This is a genomic window from Brevundimonas sp. FG8 (assembly GCF_057808845.1).
The window spans coordinates 1-16075 of sequence record NZ_JBMDIU010000009.1; the positions used below are offsets into that span (position 1 = coordinate 1).

At 67.4% G+C, this 16075-nt stretch carries 19 protein-coding genes; 6 read left to right on the plus strand and 13 right to left on the minus strand.

The features are described from left to right. Positions 1-437: 437 nt before the first annotated feature. The 5 genes from ACODRV_RS13680 to ACODRV_RS13700 all read right to left on the minus strand — a co-directional run bounded on the left by ACODRV_RS13680 (position 438) and on the right by ACODRV_RS13700 (position 4919). Positions 438-1289: a class I SAM-dependent methyltransferase gene (locus tag ACODRV_RS13680; RefSeq protein ID WP_488908682.1), complete on the minus strand. Its 852-nt coding sequence runs from the start codon at positions 1287-1289 to the stop codon at positions 438-440. Positions 1290-1361: 72 nt separating this feature from the next. Further along, positions 1362-3272, minus strand: a complete 1911-nt coding sequence (gene dxs, locus ACODRV_RS13685) for a 1-deoxy-D-xylulose-5-phosphate synthase (RefSeq protein ID WP_488908683.1) — start codon at positions 3270-3272, stop codon at positions 1362-1364. Between the two features lie 116 nt (positions 3273-3388). Next, positions 3389-4258: a polyprenyl synthetase family protein gene (locus tag ACODRV_RS13690; RefSeq protein ID WP_141628360.1), complete on the minus strand. Its 870-nt coding sequence runs from the start codon at positions 4256-4258 to the stop codon at positions 3389-3391. Positions 4259-4314: 56 nt separating this feature from the next. Beyond that, positions 4315-4674: a tRNA-binding protein gene (locus ACODRV_RS13695; protein WP_141627503.1), complete on the minus strand. Its 360-nt coding sequence runs from the start codon at positions 4672-4674 to the stop codon at positions 4315-4317. Further along, on the minus strand, positions 4674-4919 hold the full coding sequence (locus ACODRV_RS13700) for an exodeoxyribonuclease VII small subunit (RefSeq protein ID WP_488908684.1): 246 nt from the start codon (positions 4917-4919) through the stop codon (positions 4674-4676). Before ACODRV_RS13700 ends, ACODRV_RS13695 begins: the two co-directional genes overlap by 1 nt. Before the next feature lie 127 nt (positions 4920-5046). Between ACODRV_RS13700 and ACODRV_RS13705 the strand changes: the two genes are divergently transcribed. After that, a complete protein-coding gene (locus ACODRV_RS13705) occupies positions 5047-6021 on the plus strand; it encodes a hypothetical protein (RefSeq protein ID WP_141627505.1) in 975 nt (324 codons plus the stop codon). Beyond that, positions 6018-6371, plus strand: coding sequence for a hypothetical protein (locus tag ACODRV_RS13710; RefSeq protein WP_488908685.1), 354 nt, complete (start codon positions 6018-6020; stop codon positions 6369-6371). Before ACODRV_RS13705 ends, ACODRV_RS13710 begins: the two co-directional genes overlap by 4 nt. 4 nt (positions 6372-6375) lie before the next feature. On the opposite strand, the gene ACODRV_RS13715 is transcribed toward ACODRV_RS13710, so the two are convergent. Together ACODRV_RS13715 and ACODRV_RS13720 are read right to left on the minus strand one after the other, a co-directional pair. Further along, positions 6376-6993: a peptidylprolyl isomerase gene (locus tag ACODRV_RS13715; RefSeq protein WP_488908686.1), complete on the minus strand. Its 618-nt coding sequence runs from the start codon at positions 6991-6993 to the stop codon at positions 6376-6378. Between the two features lie 19 nt (positions 6994-7012). Beyond that, complete coding sequence (locus ACODRV_RS13720) at positions 7013-7663, minus strand: histidine phosphatase family protein (protein ID WP_488908687.1); 651 nt, start codon at positions 7661-7663, stop codon at positions 7013-7015. 321 nt (positions 7664-7984) lie between these two features. Between ACODRV_RS13720 and ACODRV_RS13725 the strand changes: the two genes are divergently transcribed. Then, positions 7985-8512: a GNAT family N-acetyltransferase gene (locus ACODRV_RS13725; protein ID WP_488908688.1), complete on the plus strand. Its 528-nt coding sequence runs from the start codon at positions 7985-7987 to the stop codon at positions 8510-8512. A 51-nt stretch (positions 8513-8563) separates the two neighbouring features. Further along, on the plus strand, positions 8564-9214 hold the full coding sequence (locus ACODRV_RS13730) for a hypothetical protein (RefSeq protein WP_488908689.1): 651 nt from the start codon (positions 8564-8566) through the stop codon (positions 9212-9214). A 3-nt stretch (positions 9215-9217) separates the two neighbouring features. On the opposite strand, the gene ACODRV_RS13735 is transcribed toward ACODRV_RS13730, so the two are convergent. After that, positions 9218-10402, minus strand: a complete 1185-nt coding sequence (locus ACODRV_RS13735) for an aspartyl/asparaginyl beta-hydroxylase domain-containing protein (RefSeq protein ID WP_488908690.1) — start codon at positions 10400-10402, stop codon at positions 9218-9220. Between the two features lie 116 nt (positions 10403-10518). Between ACODRV_RS13735 and ACODRV_RS13740 the strand changes: the two genes are divergently transcribed. Both ACODRV_RS13740 and ACODRV_RS13745 read left to right on the plus strand, forming a co-directional pair. Next, a complete protein-coding gene (locus ACODRV_RS13740) occupies positions 10519-11697 on the plus strand; it encodes a vWA domain-containing protein (protein ID WP_488908691.1) in 1179 nt (392 codons plus the stop codon). 37 nt (positions 11698-11734) lie between these two features. After that, positions 11735-12244 (plus strand): hypothetical protein, encoded by a 510-nt coding sequence (locus tag ACODRV_RS13745; RefSeq protein ID WP_488908692.1) that lies wholly within the window; start codon positions 11735-11737, stop codon positions 12242-12244. 63 nt (positions 12245-12307) lie between these two features. On the opposite strand, the gene ACODRV_RS13750 is transcribed toward ACODRV_RS13745, so the two are convergent. The 5 genes from ACODRV_RS13750 to ACODRV_RS13770 form a co-directional block, all read right to left on the minus strand. Then, positions 12308-12493, minus strand: a complete 186-nt coding sequence (locus ACODRV_RS13750) for a CsbD family protein (RefSeq protein WP_141627514.1) — start codon at positions 12491-12493, stop codon at positions 12308-12310. A gap of 81 nt (positions 12494-12574) precedes the next feature. Beyond that, positions 12575-13027, minus strand: coding sequence for an NUDIX domain-containing protein (locus ACODRV_RS13755; protein ID WP_488908693.1), 453 nt, complete (start codon positions 13025-13027; stop codon positions 12575-12577). A 1-nt stretch (position 13028) separates the two neighbouring features. After that, on the minus strand, positions 13029-14075 hold the full coding sequence (locus tag ACODRV_RS13760) for a sensor histidine kinase (protein WP_141627516.1): 1047 nt from the start codon (positions 14073-14075) through the stop codon (positions 13029-13031). Beyond that, the gene (locus ACODRV_RS13765) at positions 14072-14497 is read right to left on the minus strand and encodes a response regulator (protein WP_141627517.1); all 426 of its coding nucleotides are present in this window, start codon (positions 14495-14497) and stop codon (positions 14072-14074) included. The genes ACODRV_RS13760 and ACODRV_RS13765 overlap by 4 nt, the downstream gene beginning before the upstream one ends. Next, positions 14497-16017: a sensor histidine kinase gene (locus ACODRV_RS13770; protein ID WP_488908694.1), complete on the minus strand. Its 1521-nt coding sequence runs from the start codon at positions 16015-16017 to the stop codon at positions 14497-14499. The genes ACODRV_RS13765 and ACODRV_RS13770 overlap by 1 nt, the downstream gene beginning before the upstream one ends. Between the last annotated feature and the right edge of the window lie 58 nt (positions 16018-16075).

Genomic DNA, 16075 nt, shown 5'->3' on the forward strand with positions numbered 1-16075 from the left:
CAGCCCGCCGTCGTCGAGCAGCGTGGATCCGACGCCCTCCCCATCGACGGGATGCCCATAGTGTGAGGCGTCCGCTTCCTATGGCGGGAGAATGACGCTGGGCCGGGAAATTATGAAGCGCAGTCAGAGGGTTGAGGCCCCGGATTGCGCGGGCTGAACGTGAACTCCTCCGTATCTTTGAAGGATGGAGTGCGGCGCCTCACCTCTCCATCGCCCGCTTCAAGGCGATGGGGAGGACAGATCGCGCAGCGATCAGGAGGGGGCGGCGCAGGCGTTTGACGGTTGGCCGCCGACACCGGTGTTCGAGGCGTCTTCTGCCGACACCGAGCCGCCCTCTCCTGACCGCCGCTGCCGCGCCGGTCTGTCCTCTCCATTCGCTTGAGGGCGAATGGAGAGGTGACGTCGAGAGATGCGTGGCCGACTGTGTAGCCCCCCCCCTACCGCCGCGCCGTCACCACCCAGCCCGCGCCGTCGATGACGACGCCTTCGGGGGTCAGGCGGTTGCGGTAGGTGTCGCGGACGGCGGCGACGGCGCGACCGCGGACGTCGTCGGGCTGGTCCTTGAGGGCGCGTTCCAGCGGGCCGACCTTCACGGCGTTGGCGACGGCGTCCTCGACCGCCTCATCGGGCGTTTCGCCGACGCCGAACAGGACCGGGTGATCACAGGCGACGATGCGGACTTCGGAGAAGCCCGCCCCGGTCAGGATATGCTCGATCCGGGCCGGGTCGCCGAAGGAGAAGGGCCCGGGCGCTTCCGGATCAACAGGCGCGGGCGGCGGGACGATGCCGCGAATGGCCGTCATCGGCAGACGGGTCCAGTCGTTTTCCCCTGCCCCCCGCCAGCAGACGAAGGCCAGACGGCCATCTGGCTTCAGAGCGGTTCGCAGATTGCGAAAGGCCGCCACCGGGGAATCGAAGAACATCACGCCGAAGCGCGAGACGATCAGGTCGTGGATGGAGTCGAACCGACGGGTCGCCGCATCGGCCAGCAGGAATTTCACCGGGGGCTCCTGCTCACCCGCCAGTTCTCGCGCACGATGGATCAGGGCCTGCGAGATATCGACCCCGGTGACGCGTCCGTCGGGCGCGACCTGCGCCGCGAGATCGAGGCTGGTCGCCCCGGCGCCGCAGCCGACATCCAGCACGCGCTCGCCCGGTCGGGCCTGGGCGGCGAGCCTGAGCGTGTCACCATAGGGGGCCAGCATCCGGTCCAGCCGGACCTGATTCTCGACCCAGCGATCACCACTGACTCCGTTCCAGTCGAACGGGCGGGCGGCTTCGGCAGACATGGGGCATCGCTCCTGACCTGTGGTCAGAAGGATTTATTGCGAATCATTCTCAATTTCAAGGGTGTGCGGCGATCAGGCCCGGACGGCGCGGGTCGTCTCGACGCCGAGCGCCTGCAGGGCGGCGGCGGCGATGTGGTCGGCGTTGAGACCGGCCTCGGCGTACTGAAGCTCGGGCTTGTCCTGATCCTGAAAGACGTCCGGCAGGTGCAGGGTGCGGATCTTCAGGCCCGCATCCAGAGCGCCCTTCGAGGCCAGCATCTGGAGCACGAAGCCGCCGAAGCCGCCCATGGCGCCCTCCTCGACCGTGATCAGGGCCTCATGCTCGCGGGCCAGACGCAGGATCAGTTCCTCGTCCAGCGGCTTGGCGAAGCGGGCATCGACCACGGTGGCGGAAACACCGCGCGCGGCCAGCAGATCGGCGGCCTTGAGGGTTTCCTGAAGACGGGTGCCGAGCGACAGCAGGGCGAGCGCCGTGCCCTCGCGCACCACCCGGCCCTTGCCGATCCGGAGCGGGGCGGCCAGTTCCGGAATCTCGACGCCGACACCGTCGCCGCGCGGGTAGCGGAAGGCCGAGGGGCGGTCGTCGATCTCAAGGCTGGTGGCGATCATGGCGGCCAGTTCGGCCTCGTCCGAGGCGGCCATCAGGACCATGCCCGGAAGCGCGCCCATGAAGCCGATGTCGAAGGAACCGGCATGGGTCGAGCCGTCAGCGCCGACCAGACCGGCGCGGTCCATGGCGAAGCGGACCGGCAGGGACTGGATCGCCACGTCGTGGACGACCTGGTCGTAGCCGCGCTGGAGGAAGGTCGAATAGATGGCGCAGACCGGCTTCATCCCGTCGGCGGCGAGGCCCGCGGCGAAGGTGACGGCGTGCTGCTCGGCGATGCCGACATCGTAGGTCCGCTCGGGGAAGGCGGCGCCGAACAGGTCCAGCCCGGTGCCGGACGGCATGGCGGCGGTGATGGCGACCACGGTGGGATCGACCTGCGCCCGCTTGATCAGCTCGGTCCCGAAGACCTTGGTGTAGCTGGGGGCGTTGGAGACCGGCTTTGACTGCTTGCCCGAGACGACGTCGAACTTGACCACCGCGTGCAGCTTGTCGGCGCTGCTCTCGGCCGGGGCGTAGCCCTTGCCCTTTTGCGTGACGACGTGGACCAGCACCGGGCGGTCGGTGATGGCGGCCGCGTTCTTCAGGATCGGCACCAGGTTGTCCATGTCGTGCCCGTCGATGGGACCGACATAGTAGAAGCCCAGCTCCTCGAAGAAGGTGCCGCCGACGACCATGCCGCGGGCGTACTCTTCCGCCTTGCGGGCGGCTTCCTTGAACGGGCGCGGCATGTGCTCGACGAACTTCTTGCCGATGTTGCGGACCTGACGGTAGGCGCCGCCCGAGACCTGACGGGCCAGATAGGCGCTCATCCCCCCGACCGGCGGGGCGATCGACATGTCGTTGTCGTTGAGGATCACCATCAGCTGGCCGTTGGTGGCCTCGGCGGCGTTGTTCATGGCCTCATAGGCCATGCCCGCCGAGATGGAACCATCGCCGATGACGGCCACCACCCGGTTGCTTTCGCCCTTCTGGTCGCGCGCGGCGGCGAAGCCGAGCGCGGCTGAGATGGAGGTCGAGGCGTGGGCCGCGCCGAAGGGGTCGTATTCGCTCTCGGAGCGCTTGGTGAAGCCGGACAGGCCGCCGCCCTGACGCAGGGTGCGGATGCGGTCGCGGCGGCCGGTCAGGATCTTGTGCGGATAGCACTGATGGCCGACGTCCCAGATCAGGATGTCCTTCGGCGTCTCGAAGACGTGGTGCAGGGCCACGCTGAGCTCAACCACGCCCAGCCCCGCGCCGAGGTGTCCGCCGGTCACGGAGACGGCGTCGATGGTCTCGGTGCGGACCTCGTCCGCCAGCTGCTTGAGCTGGGCGATGTCGAAGTTCCGCATGTCGGCGGGGAACTTGACCTGATCGAGCAGAGGGGTGTCGGGCATTTCGGGAGAGGAACCTAAACCTTCAGTCTTCCAACACGCTGTAGCCTGTTTCGCTGCGTGTCTGGTCGAGGCGGTCTGAAAAATCGGTGCAGCACCGGTGCAGGAAAGAAGCCCTATCAGGACCGGCGCTGAAGCACAAAGTCCACGCTGGCCTTGAGGATATCCGCGTCGGGGCCGAAGACGTCCAGATGAGCGCGGGCCTGGTCGGCCAGGTGCGCGACCCTGTGCCGCGCCTGCTCGACGCCGAGCAGGGTGACGAAATTGGTCTTGCCCTGGGCCGCGTCCTTGCCCGCCGCCTTGCCCAGAATGTCCTCATCGCCCTCGACGTCCAGCAGGTCGTCGACGATCTGGTAGGCCAGACCGATGTCGTGGGCGAAGCTGGTCAGGGCCTGACGGTGGACCTCGCGGGCGCCGGCGATGATCAGCGGGATCTCGAAGGCGAAGGTGAACAGGGCGCCGGTCTTGAGCCGTTGCATCCGGGCGACGCCGCCCAGATCGTCGCGGACACCCAGCAGGTCGATCATCTGGCCGCCCGCCATGCCGCGCGCGCCCGACGCCATCGACAGCCGCGCCGCCAGCTCGCAGCGGATGGCGGGATCGTCGTGGGTGTCCTCGTGCAGGATGATGTCGAAGGCCGCCGTCTGCAGGGCGTCACCCGCCAGAATGGCGGTGGCCTCGTCATAGGCGATGTGCACGGTAGGACGGCCCCGACGCATGTCGTCATTGTCCATCGCCGGCAGGTCGTCGTGGACCAGGCTGTAGGCGTGGACGCATTCCAGCGCGCAGGCGGCGCGCAGGACGGGCCGCTCCTCGATATCGAACAGGGTCGCCGCTTCCAGCGCGAAGAAGGGGCGCAGCCGCTTGCCCGGCCCCAGCGCCGCATAGCGCATGGCCTCGGTCAGGCGGGATTCGGGGCCTTCGGCGCGGGGCAGCAGCTCATCGAGGGCGACGGTGACCAGATCGGCGATCTCGGCGACCCGGTCGATGACGCCCTGCTCGGGCGAGTTGGCGGCCAGCCCGGGCTGATGAGGCGGCGTGTGGCTCAAAACAGCCTCCCGCCCACGGGGACTTCGCGGTCGACCCCGACCAGCACCACGGCGCCGTTCTCGTCCGGGAAGCCGAGGGTCAGGACTTCCGACATGATCGGCCCGATCTGGCGCGGCGGGAAGTTGACGACAGCGGCGACCTTGCGACCCTCCAGCTGTTCCAGCGTGTAGTGGACCGTGATCTGGGCCGAGGACTTCTTCACCCCGATGTCCGGGCCGAAGTCGATGGTCAGCTTGTAGGCGGGCTTGCGCGCTTCCGGAAAGGGCTCGGCCTTGAGGACCTGACCCACCCGGATATCGACCTTCATGAAGTCATCGAAGCCGATGGTTTCGGCGCGATGTTCCGTGGCGGACATCAGTCGAACGACGCGGGTTCGGCGCCGCGTGGCTGGCCGTCAGGGCCGACGACGATCTTCTCGACGCGCAGCTGGGCGGCCTTGAGCCGGGCCTCGCAGTGAGCCTTCAGGCGCGCGCCCTCCTCGTACAGGGCGATCGATTCCTCGAGCGGCGCCTGTCCCGACTCCAGCTTCTGGACGATCTGTTCCAGACGCTGGAGGGCGTCTTCAAAGCTGAGGTCGGCGGGGATCGGGGTGTCGGTCATCGGGCTTCCACAAGAGAACCTCTTCCTTAGTCAGACGACCCCGGAACGGCAATGGAGCGAAAGCCGGTTCCACATAACCTTGTTATAGGATACACACGGCAAGGTTGACGCATTGCGGGGGAGCGCCATGAGAACTCTACTTCTGGTGACAGGGCTGTGCGCAGGAATGGCCGCCTGCGCGTCCGTGCCGCGCGAGCAGGCGAAACAGCTGGCTCGCAGCGGGGCGGAGGTTTCGGACCTGGCGGCGAAAGAGGTGCGAGACCTGTCCGGTCGACTGGATCGGCAGGAAGAGATGATGGTCTTCACGGCGACATGGGAAACCTGCGCCGCGCAGGCCGCGAACACGCCATGCGATCCGGTGGAGCAAAGCGGGGCCAACGCCGCCGAGGTCGACAAGCTGATCCGCGCGATCAATCTGCGGGCCTCGGCCCTCACCGCGCTGGCCGACGCCTACCGGGCGCTGGAGCAGGAAGCCGCCTATGACGCCGAGGGCGCGACGGAGGCGGTCGTCGGACGACTGACCACCAGCGTGAACGCCTATGCGAACCTGATCCAGCCGGGATCCGGGACGCTGATCACCGCGCCGGTCGGAGCCGCCGTCGCGCAAGGCGCAGGACTGCTGGCGGCGGACCGGCAACGGGGTCGGCTGCGCGACGGCAGCGCCCGCATCCGCGCCGCGGTCGCCCTGTTGCGGCAGTCGCTGGGTGGGGAGGTGCGGCTGTTCAACGCCCTGTCCGGCGCGTTCGCCCAACAGGAAGGCGCCGCCATCGAGGCCCTGTATGATGCGGGCCTGATCGCGCGGGCGCCCCTTCTGGCGCCGATGGCGACCGATCTGGGCGTCGCCCTGACACCCGGGGCGGAGCAGATTCTGGCCGGCGACACCCGGGCGCGGGGCGCGGCGCTGGCCTTCGTGCGCGGACAGGCGAACGACCGGGTCCGACTGCAGGCCGCCCGCTATGACGCCATTCTGAGGACCCTCGCCAAGCTTGAGGCGGCCCACACCGATTTCGAGACCTTGGGCGGGGCCGACATCGCCGACCTGAACCGGGCCATCACCGACATCACCGCCCTGATCCCGGCGCCGAAGGAGGACGCGCAATGAGCACGCACGAAGATCGTTTGGCCCTGACCGCTCAGGCCTATTCCGACGCCTGGAACGCCCGCAAGGAAGACCGCAAGGCCTGCAACGGCGACACGACGAAGCTGAAGGCGATCAACGCCAATCTGGACGGCCTGCACACCGAAATGCTGCGGGCAGCGAACGCCTGGCTGGCGCAAACCGGACCGGATGTGGAAGCCGCCTTCAAGGCGGCGCGGGACGCCAAGGCGGCCGTGGACAAGGCGCGTCAGGACGCGGCGGACATCGTGACCCGACTGGGCCTGTTTTCCGATCTTCTGAACAGCGTGAAAACGTTGGTGGACAAGGCGATCAAGGCCACCGAGGACGCCTGAGACGTCAGGGCGTCGGCATCTCGACCCGGCGGGCCGATACGATGGGCACGCGGGGGTCCAGCATCTGGCCGCGCATCACGCCCTCGCCCGCGGTCGGAGATTTGGGCGCATCGAGAATGGCCAGCACCACATCCATGCCCTCGACCACCCGCCCGAAGACGGCGAAGCCCGGATTGTCGGGCGCCATCTTGCCCGCGTCGAGCGAGGACAGGTCGCCGACGATGACAAAGAAGTCGCCGGTCGCCTGCCCCGGGGCGCCCGCCGCCATGGAGACCGCGCCGTTGACGTGGCTGAGGCCTGTCTGGCTGGTCGACTCGTGGGCGATGGGCGGACGGGTGCGGTTCGGCAGGCCGCCGGTCCCGCCCTGCACCAGACCATGACCGGGCGCCACGGTCATGCCGCGATAGAAGGCCGAGTCGTCGAACCGGCGCTCATCGGCATAACGGACAAAGTTGGACGAGGTGATCGGCGCGCGCGGATCGGTCTCGATCACAATGCGCCCCATGCCGGTCTCCAGCGCGATCCGGACCGGGGCGACCGCCGGGTCCTGGGCGAAGGCGGGCGCGGCGCCAAAGACGAGCGTCACACCAATCAGACCGGACAGAAGGGCGCGACGGATCATCCGGAGCTCCTTGAAGACGTCAGCGCTTCTCGTACCGGCGCTGCGACCAGTACCGGAAGCCCTGATTGTGGACGAGCGCCCAGCCGTTGGCCTTCAGACGCTTGCCGACCATGTGGTTGAAATAGCCATGGGCCAGAACCAGCACGTCCTGCCCGGAGGCGGCGCGGGCGATCAGCACCTGGGCGGCCTGTTCGGCGCGAATCTCGGCCTCGCGGCGGGTTTCCTGTCCTTCGTGGTGATCGAAGGCATGCCACCAGAAGCGGGCGACGACGCCCCAGTATTTCGGCGGCAGCTTGAACCAGGAGGGGAAGCGCGGCGGCGGCAGCGGCGCCTCGATGAACAGGGCGTCGGTCAGTACTTCCTTGCCCGCGGCGGCGGCGGCGGCCGTTTCCTGCGCGCGGGGGCGGGTCGAGGCGTAGATGGCGCCCGCGCCCTCGGCGGTGGCCAGCAGACCCGGCGGCGGCGTCTGGCCCGCGCGCAGGCCGCCAATCTCATACTTCGCCCACCATTCGCGGTACTGATCCGAGGTCAGGACGCATTTGCGCGACAGGGCCGGCTCGCCGTGGCGGGCCAGGGTGATCGCCCCCGGACGCACGACGCCCCGCGCGGCTCGTCCGCTTTCAGCGGACGGCACGGGCTGGGTCGTTGCTGACGCGGGAGTATCAACCAAGGATGAGTCTCTGGCGGCGGAGGGCATGATCTGCGGAGGCAAGCCTTTGGCGAACCGTCCTTATTCCTCCCCGAAATCTGTACGTGGGCGCCCGCGGAACGGATCGCCGTCACAGGTGGTAACCGCCCACGAGCGATCAGACAACCTTCACACCGTCGCATCAGACGGTGATGTGGATAACGGCTGTGTCAGTCTCGTGAAATCTCCACCGCCCTCGGCCCGAAGCCCCGGCGATACAGACTGGACCAGCCTGCCCTGAAACAGGACCGTTCGGTCATCGGCAAGCTCGCACTGGACGGTTTCCCCCGCTAAGGCGGAGACATGACCGAGAGCATCATCCGCCCCGCCCGAAACGAAGACGCCCAGGCCCTGGCCGATCTGGGTCGCGAGACCTTCATCGACACCTTCGTGACCGGTTTCGGCATACCCTATCCCGAGGCGGACCTGACGGCGTTTCTGGACGCCAGCTTCAATGCGGAGACGATCCGGACGAAGCTGGCTGAGCCGGGCGCGGCCTGGTGGGTGGCGGAAAGGGAGGGCGAACTGCTGGCCTTCGCCAACACGGGACCGAACACCCTGCCCCACCCCGATGGCCGCGCCAGCCATGCCGAACTGCGGCGGCTGTACGTATCGAAGGCCGCGCAGGGGCTGGGCCTCGGTACGAAACTGCTGGTCGTCTCGCTGGAGTGGATGGAAGCCAACACCGACGGCCCGCTCTGGATCGGTGTCTGGAGCGGCAATCTGAAGGCCCAGAAACTGTACGCCGCCTACGGGTTCGAGAAGGCGGGCGAGTACCAGTATCCGGTGGGGTCATGGCTGGATGACGAGTTCATCCTGCGGCGCGGATAGACGCGGACGTTAAGGCATGGCTTGATCGTCTCCTGTTTTCCGGGGGACGCCATGCTGGCTCGTTTGACCTTTATCGCCGCGCTGGCCTTCGCGCCGGTGGCGATGGCGCAGGATGCCCCGACAGAGGGTGGAGCTCAGGTCCGTCGCTCGACGACCTGGACGCAGGCGCAGGCCCTGATTGATCGTACAGGCTATCCCGATCTGTTCGAGAACCAGAGCAGCGACACGCGACTGATCATTCGCCACAAGGCCAGCGGCCTGATCTGCGACTATTCGCCGGAAGAAAAGAACAACAGCCTCATGCTGTTTCCCGGCCTTCCCGCCGGAGATGATGTCGGCTGCAACGCCGACGCCGGCAATATCTACATGACCTATTATGCGACCCGTTACGGCCCGGGTGTTTCGGTACAGCAGGCCGCCGCGGACACTGCCGCGGGAATCCGGAACCGCTTCTCGGACGCCCGCCCCTATGAAGGTCCGATGGTGCAGGTCACCGCGCCCGAAGGCGTCGGCGAACAAATCTATCTAGCCTACATTGTCGGACAGGGCGACCGGGCGCTGCACGCCCAGGCCCGGCTGGCGAAGGTCGGCGAATGGATTTTCAAGCAGCGCATGACCACGCCCGAGAGCCTCGCTCTCGGCGCCGAAGTGATGCTCACCACCGGTCGCTGGACCACCGTACTCGAGGCCGCGACCGACTGACCTCTACTCCCAGGTCGAAACCGTCGGGGAGTAGGCGTCCAGCGCCTCAAGGGTCGTGGAGACGAGGACGCGTTCTTCCTCGGTCAGCTCCGGTCGCCAGATGTCGAAGATGAGCACCACGCGGGTACGGTCGCTGGTGTTGAGCGCTTCGTGTTCGATGGTGTCGTCGAAGGCCCAGCCCTGGCCGCGCCGCCACTCACGCACCTCGTTGCCGACACGGAATTTGCAGCCTTCGGGCACGATCAGCGGCAGGTGGCAGGTCAGGCGGGTGTTCACGAAGCCGGTATGGGGCAGGATGTGGGCCCCGGCCTTCAGCTGCGAGAACATGACCTGCGGCGATCGCGCGGCGACCCGGCAAAGGGGCGCGTCAGACAGGGCCGCCATGGTCAGGGGACAGCGCGCCGCGTTCGGCGTCTCGGCTCCGTCGCGCCAAAGGAAGCAGGCGCTCCAGTCCATGCTGTCGACCAGCGGATAGTCGGTGCGCGAGGGCAGGTCGGACACCGTCTGCAGATAGGGCGAGAAGGCCGCATCCTCGGCCAGCACCGTCTCCAGCTCGCGGGTCATGTCGTCCGTGGCCGCCTCGACCCGATCCATCCAGGGGAACATGTCGCGGGGATAGAACTGGGTGTTGGGCAGCTCGGGGAAGAAGAAGGCCTGCGGCTGCTGGAAATAGGGCTGGCGACGTCCGGTCACGATATCGAGCGCATGGGTGAAGCGGGCGCTGGAGCGGCCTTCGACATAGCCGGACTGCCGCAGCTCCTCCCGCAGGTGATCCGCCATGCCGGCGACGAGACGCCTCTGGATCGCCTTCGCCCGGGCCACGCTCTCGATCAGGTCCTGCGGAAGGCCGGCGGCGGTCTCGCCGCGCGCGATCACCGCCCGGTAATAGAGGTTGGCCTCGCGCTTTGCTCCGCGAGCGGTCAGCAGGTCGGCGCGGATGATGAGGACACGCAGATCGCCGCCGTCCAACGCGAGCGCCTGACGGCTGAAGGCGTCGGCCCCTTCGTCGTCGCCGAGCCTGTGGCAGGCCCACGCGAGCATGGCGACCCCCGCCGCGTCCAACCGGCCCTCGATCGCCGCAGCCTCGAACGCGGACCGGACGCCGGGCCAGTCGCCACCGAAGAAGGCGCGCCTTCCCGCTGCGGGATCGAAGGAGGAGGCGGAGAAGGCAGAGACAGGATCGGACATGATGACGCTTCCGGGAACTGTGTCGCCAATCCCGTCACGCCGTGTCGAAAAGGGGGCGGCCTCATTAAGTCGTCGTCATGATTGGGCGCCTGCCCGGAGCCTGCTAGGCTGACCCCATGCTCCTGCCCTTCTTCACAGCCCTGCGCGACGCCAAGGTTCCGGTCTCGATGAAGGAATGGCTCCATCTGATGGAGGCCATGGACAAGGGCGTGGCGGGGGGACGCGTCGATGATTTCTACCATCTGTCGCGTGCGGTGCTGGTCAAGGACGAGAAACACTACGACCGCTTCGATCAGGTGTTCGGCAAGGTGTTCGCCGGGGTCGAGACCGTGGGCGCGGGCGAGGACCTGACCACCGACATTCCCGAGGACTGGCTGCGGCTGCTGACCGAGAAATTCCTCACCGACGAGGAGAAGGCCGAGATCGAGGCCCTGGGCGGTTTCGACAAGCTGATGGAGACGCTGAAGGAGCGGCTCGAGGAACAGAAGGGCCGTCACGAGGGCGGCAACAAATGGGTCGGCACGGGCGGGACCAGCCCGTTCGGCCACGGCGGCTACAATCCCGAAGGCGTGCGTATCGGCGGTCCCGGCAAGCACGGACGGGCCGTGAAGGTGTGGGAGAAGCGCGAGTACAAAAACCTGGACGATCAGGTCGAACTGGGCACGCGCAACATCAAGGTGGCCCTGCGCCGCCTGCGCCGGTTCGCGCGGCAGGGGGCGCCCGACGAGCTGGACATGGACGCCACCATCGACGGCACGGCGCGGCAGGGCTGGCTGGACATCCATATGCGGCCCGAGCGGCGCAATACGATCAAGGTGCTGCTGTTCCTCGACATCGGCGGCTCGATGGATGCCCATGTGAAGATGTGCGAGGAGCTGTTCTCGGCCGCGCGGACCGAGTTCAAGCATCTGGAATTCTTCTACTTCCACAACTGCCTCTACGAGGGGGTGTGGAAGGACAACCGGCGCCGGCACAGCGAGAAGATCCCGACCTGGGAGGTGCTGAACAAATATCCCGGCGACTGGCGCGCCATCTTCGTCGGCGACGCCACCATGAGCCCCTATGAGGTGACCATGCCCGGCGGCTCGGTCGAGCACTGGAACGAGGAGGCCGGCGCCGTCTGGCTGAAGCGGGCCACTCAGCAGTGGGACAAGGTGGCGTGGCTGAACCCTTCACCGGAGCGGTACTGGAACTATTCCGCGTCAGTCGGCCTGATCCGCGAGGTCATCGACGAGCGGATGTATCCGCTGACGCTGGAAGGGCTGGAGAAAGCGATGCGGGCGCTGGCGAAATAGGCTAGCGTCGCCGCGACACATCCGGAGGCTTTTCCCCATGCTGACCGCCGCCGTGCTTTCCGCCCTGATGCTGCAACAGGCCGCCGCCGGCCAGGTGGTGTGGTCCACGCCCGTCGAGCCCGCGCCGGTGGCCGCGCCCGCCTCCGCGCCGACCCTGCCCGACTGGGCGCGGGCTGATCCTTTCGGCTATGAACGCTCCGAATGCAGCCCCCTGATCCGGTCCTCGTCAGAGACCATGGAAGCCTGTCAGGGACGCGTCCGCGCCGCGCTGGCCGCCCATCTGGGCGATGACCTGCCCGCCGCGCTGCGCACCGGCGGCAGGGCCGACCACTGTCGTCAGGAAGCCGCCGGGGACCGCTACGCCCTGCAGTGCGGTGCGCCTGCCCGCGCGAGTGCGCCGAGCGGGCCCGATCTGGCGGACCGCAACTGCACCACCCGTCCGGGCGTGACCGGCCGGGGCGCGGTGGCCTTCAGCGAGACCTGCGATCGCGGCGGTCAGGTGTCCCGTGAAGACGGCCTGAAGGTCACCTTCGGCGGCAGCGATTAAGCGGACAGACGAACGCCGCGCCCCTTTCGGGACGCGGCGTTGAGTCTTGTCCGGGGCGACGGATCAGTTGCGCTTGTCGCCGCGAAGGGTGTCCTTGACGCCGCCGACGGCGTTCTGGACCTTGCCTTCAACCTGATCGGCCTTGCCTTCGGCCTTCAGCTTCTCGTCGCCGGTGACCTTGCCGGCGAATTCCTTGGCCTTGCCACCGAGATTCTTGGCGGCGCCTTCGATGCGATCGTGATCGGGCATTGGGAGCTCCCTGTTCTGACGCCGCCGGAAGAGCGACGCTTCGGCAAGGACAACCGTGGGGCGGCGGGGGAGTTCCCGATCTCAGGTCTTTCGCCGCAGCCAGGTCGCGACCGCCCAGGCGTGGGCGTCGTGACGGAGTTCGTTCAGGGCTGTGTGGGGATGCAGCCAGACCAGTTCATGATCCGCCTCGACCTTGGCCGCCGGGTCCAGAGACAGCTGCTCGGCGATCCAGAAGCCGCCGATGTTGTTCAGCGGCGCGCCGGTGGATTTGCGGAAGAACTGGGCCGCCTCGGCGATGCGGGCGAAGGGGCGGACGGTCATGCCCGTCTCCTCGACGAACTCGCGGACCAGCGCCTGTTCCTCGCTCTCGTCCCCGTCCACGGCGCCGCCGGGCAGGTCGTAATAGCTGCCCTCCCCGCGATCCACGCGAACGCAGGCGAGCTTGCCGTCATGGAAGACGAGGCCGAAGGCGGTGGGGCGAAGCGTGTAGTCCAGCCCCGCCTCCGCCACGCCGAACTGCAGGGCGGCGATCATGTCAGAGATCAAAGGCCAGTCGGGCGCGGACCCCGCTGTGCGCCTGATCGAACTCGACCACCGAGCGCAGGCCGGACGCCATGGCGGAAATGATCTTGCCGCCCAGACCGGTGCCCTTGGGCGTGCCGTCGCCCATGCCCGGACCATCATCCTCGACCGTCAGCAGGGCGCGACCGTCGGCGCCGGCGCGCAGGATGACGCGGATCTCGCCGCCCTGACCGGGGGCGTAGGCGTACTTGACGGCATTGGTGACCAATTCGGTGACCACCACGCCCAGCGACACGGCCTGATCGGTCGACACCCGCATGGGTTCGACCTCCAGCGTCAGGGTCGGCGAGCCGGAGTCAGGGCCGACGGACTTGGCCAGCTCATCAATCAGACCGCGCAGATACTCGTCCATCTCCACCGAGGACATATCGCCGGAGGTGTAGAGGCGGCGGTGCACATGGGCGACGGCCTCGATCCGCGCCTGCGACTCGCGCAGGGCGGCGCGGGCGCCGTCGTCGGCCAGGTGCCGCATCTGCAACGACATGAAGCTGGACACCAGTTGCAGCGAGTTGCCGACGCGGTGGTTCACCTCGCGCAACATCGCCTCGGCGCGGTCGCGCGCGAGACGGACCTGCTCCTGCGCCTCGTCATGCTCACGCTGGAGGCGGCGGCGCTGGATGGCGTCCTCGATCGCGTTGCGCAGCAGGGCGGTGAAGTCCTCGGACACGTCCTTGATGACGTAGTCGGCGGCGCCGGCGCGCAGGGCGGCCACGGCGATGCGGCCTTCCTGGGCCCCGGTCACATAGACGACCGGCGGCGGGTCGTTCAGGGCGACGATGTCGGGCAGAACGTCCAGCCCGTCGCGACCCGGCATGTAGTGATCCAGCGCGATGGCGTCGAAAGCGTCCGGACGCGCGGCGAGCACATCCAGCCCCGCGTCCCCGTCGGAGGCGCAGGTCACGGCGTAGCCGTGACGCCCCAGCTCCTTCTCGACCAGCCGCGACAGGCCGCGGTCATCGTCGATGTAGAGCAGACGGATGACTTCGCCCTCGCCCTTCACTCGATCTCCGGGGCCTGCATCACGGACAGGAACAGCCCGAGCTGACGGATCGCGTCCGCGAAGCTCTCGTAATCAACCGGCTTGGTGATGTAGACGTTACAGCCCAGATCGTAGCAGCGCTGGATCTCAACCCTGTCGTCGGTTGTGGTCAGCACCACGACGGGCGCGCGGCGCAGGCGCTCGTCGCCCTTCACCTTCTCCAGAATGTCCGTGCCCGACATGTCCGGCAGGTTGAGGTCCAGCAGGATCAGCAGCGGGCCGTTGGCCCTGACCGTATCACTGAACAGATAGTCGAGGGCCGAGCTGCCATCCTCGAAATGCTCAATATCGTTCGCGATATTGGCGCGACGGATGTTTTTTTCGATCAGTTTGGCGTGGCCGAGGTCATCCTCGACCATCACGATCTTGACGGACGTGCTCATCAGTACTCTCCGGCCTCAGCGAGGATGAGGCGTGTGGGGAATTTGAGGATGAATGTCGAGCCCTTTCCGAGCTCTGAATCCACCGTGATGTCTCCGCCGAGACGGCGAACGCTGTTCCGGACGAAGGCCAGCCCCAGTCCCTCCCCCTTGCGGTCCTGACGGCCCGAGCGGCGGAACAGTTCAAAAATACGCTCGTGGTCACGCGGCGCGATGCCGCGTCCGTTGTCCGCGATCCGGTAGGTGACCCAGCCGTTGGCCTCTTCCCCCGACACCACGATCCGGCCCGGTCGGTCGTGATCGAGATATTTCACGGCGTTGTCGATCAGGTTGCCGAAGATCTGTTCGACCGACAGACGGTCACTGTCGAGACGCGGCAGGGGCTCGACCACGATCTCGGCGCCGGCCGCGCCAGTCTGGTGGTGCACGCTGTCGGCGATGCCCCGGACCATCACCGACATATCCAGAACTTCAGGCACCAGAGACCGCCGCCCTTCGCGGGACAGCCGGAGAATGGCGTTGATTAACCGGTCCATCTTCTCGGTCGAGGCGCGGATGAAGCCGATGGCCTCGGGCATGTCCTCGCGGACGGCGGCGATGACTTCCGGATCGACCTTGCGCCTGCTCTCGGCCTCGATGATCGCCTTGTCGACCACCTTGCCCGCCTGTTCGAGCTCGGAGGTGTAGCCCATGACGTTGACCAATGGCGCGCGCAGGTCGTGGCTGACGATGTAGGCGAAGCGCTGGATTTCCTCGTTTGCCCGGGTCAGATCGGCCGTCCGCTCGCGCACCTGACTTTCAAGCCCGGCGTTCATGCGGGCGACCGCGTCACGGGCCTGCTGGATTTCCATGACATAGCGGCGGATCAGCCAGGCGCTGACGCCCGCCAGGGCGATGATCAGGGCGGCCCCAACGGCGTTGGCGGCCACGGTGACACCACCGGCCCACTCTGACTGTCGGGTCCGGAAGTCCAGTCGGGTCTGGGTGATCTCGTCCACCGCCGCCGCCTCGTTGCGGAAGGCGTCCATCGCCGCCTTGCCCTCGTTGCTGCGGACGATGCTGAGCGCAGGCCCCAGACGGCCCGTGCGCGCCATGCCGACCGTCCGGTCCAGTTCGGCCAGCTTGGCCTCAGCCAGTTCCCGCAGGTGGGCGACCCGGGGCTCGATGTCCGGGTCCCCGGCGGCCAGTCGGGTCAGCTCCTCAAGCTGGTCCGGCAACTCCCGCGATGCTTCGCCGTGGACTTCCAGATACTCAGCGTTGCCGGTCAGCAGGAAGCCCCGCTGTCCGGTCTCGGCATCGATCAGATTGATCAGCACCGTACGCGCGTGACGTCGCAATTGCTGGGCTCTCTCGACGTCGTCGTTGAAGCGGGCGGTCCGCTGGATCATCACGAAGGTCGCGATATTGCTCGCCAGCAGGAGCACGATGGCGAGCGTCAACAGCCCCGCGACCCGTCGTCCCAGAGTCGGGGTGCGGAGGAACTGCCGCAGGGCCTGCAGGGTATCGCGCCACGCCGTACTCATCGAATACGAGCATTAGCGATGGGTTTTTTCCTGTCCAGTCGCGTCTTTGGAGAAACCC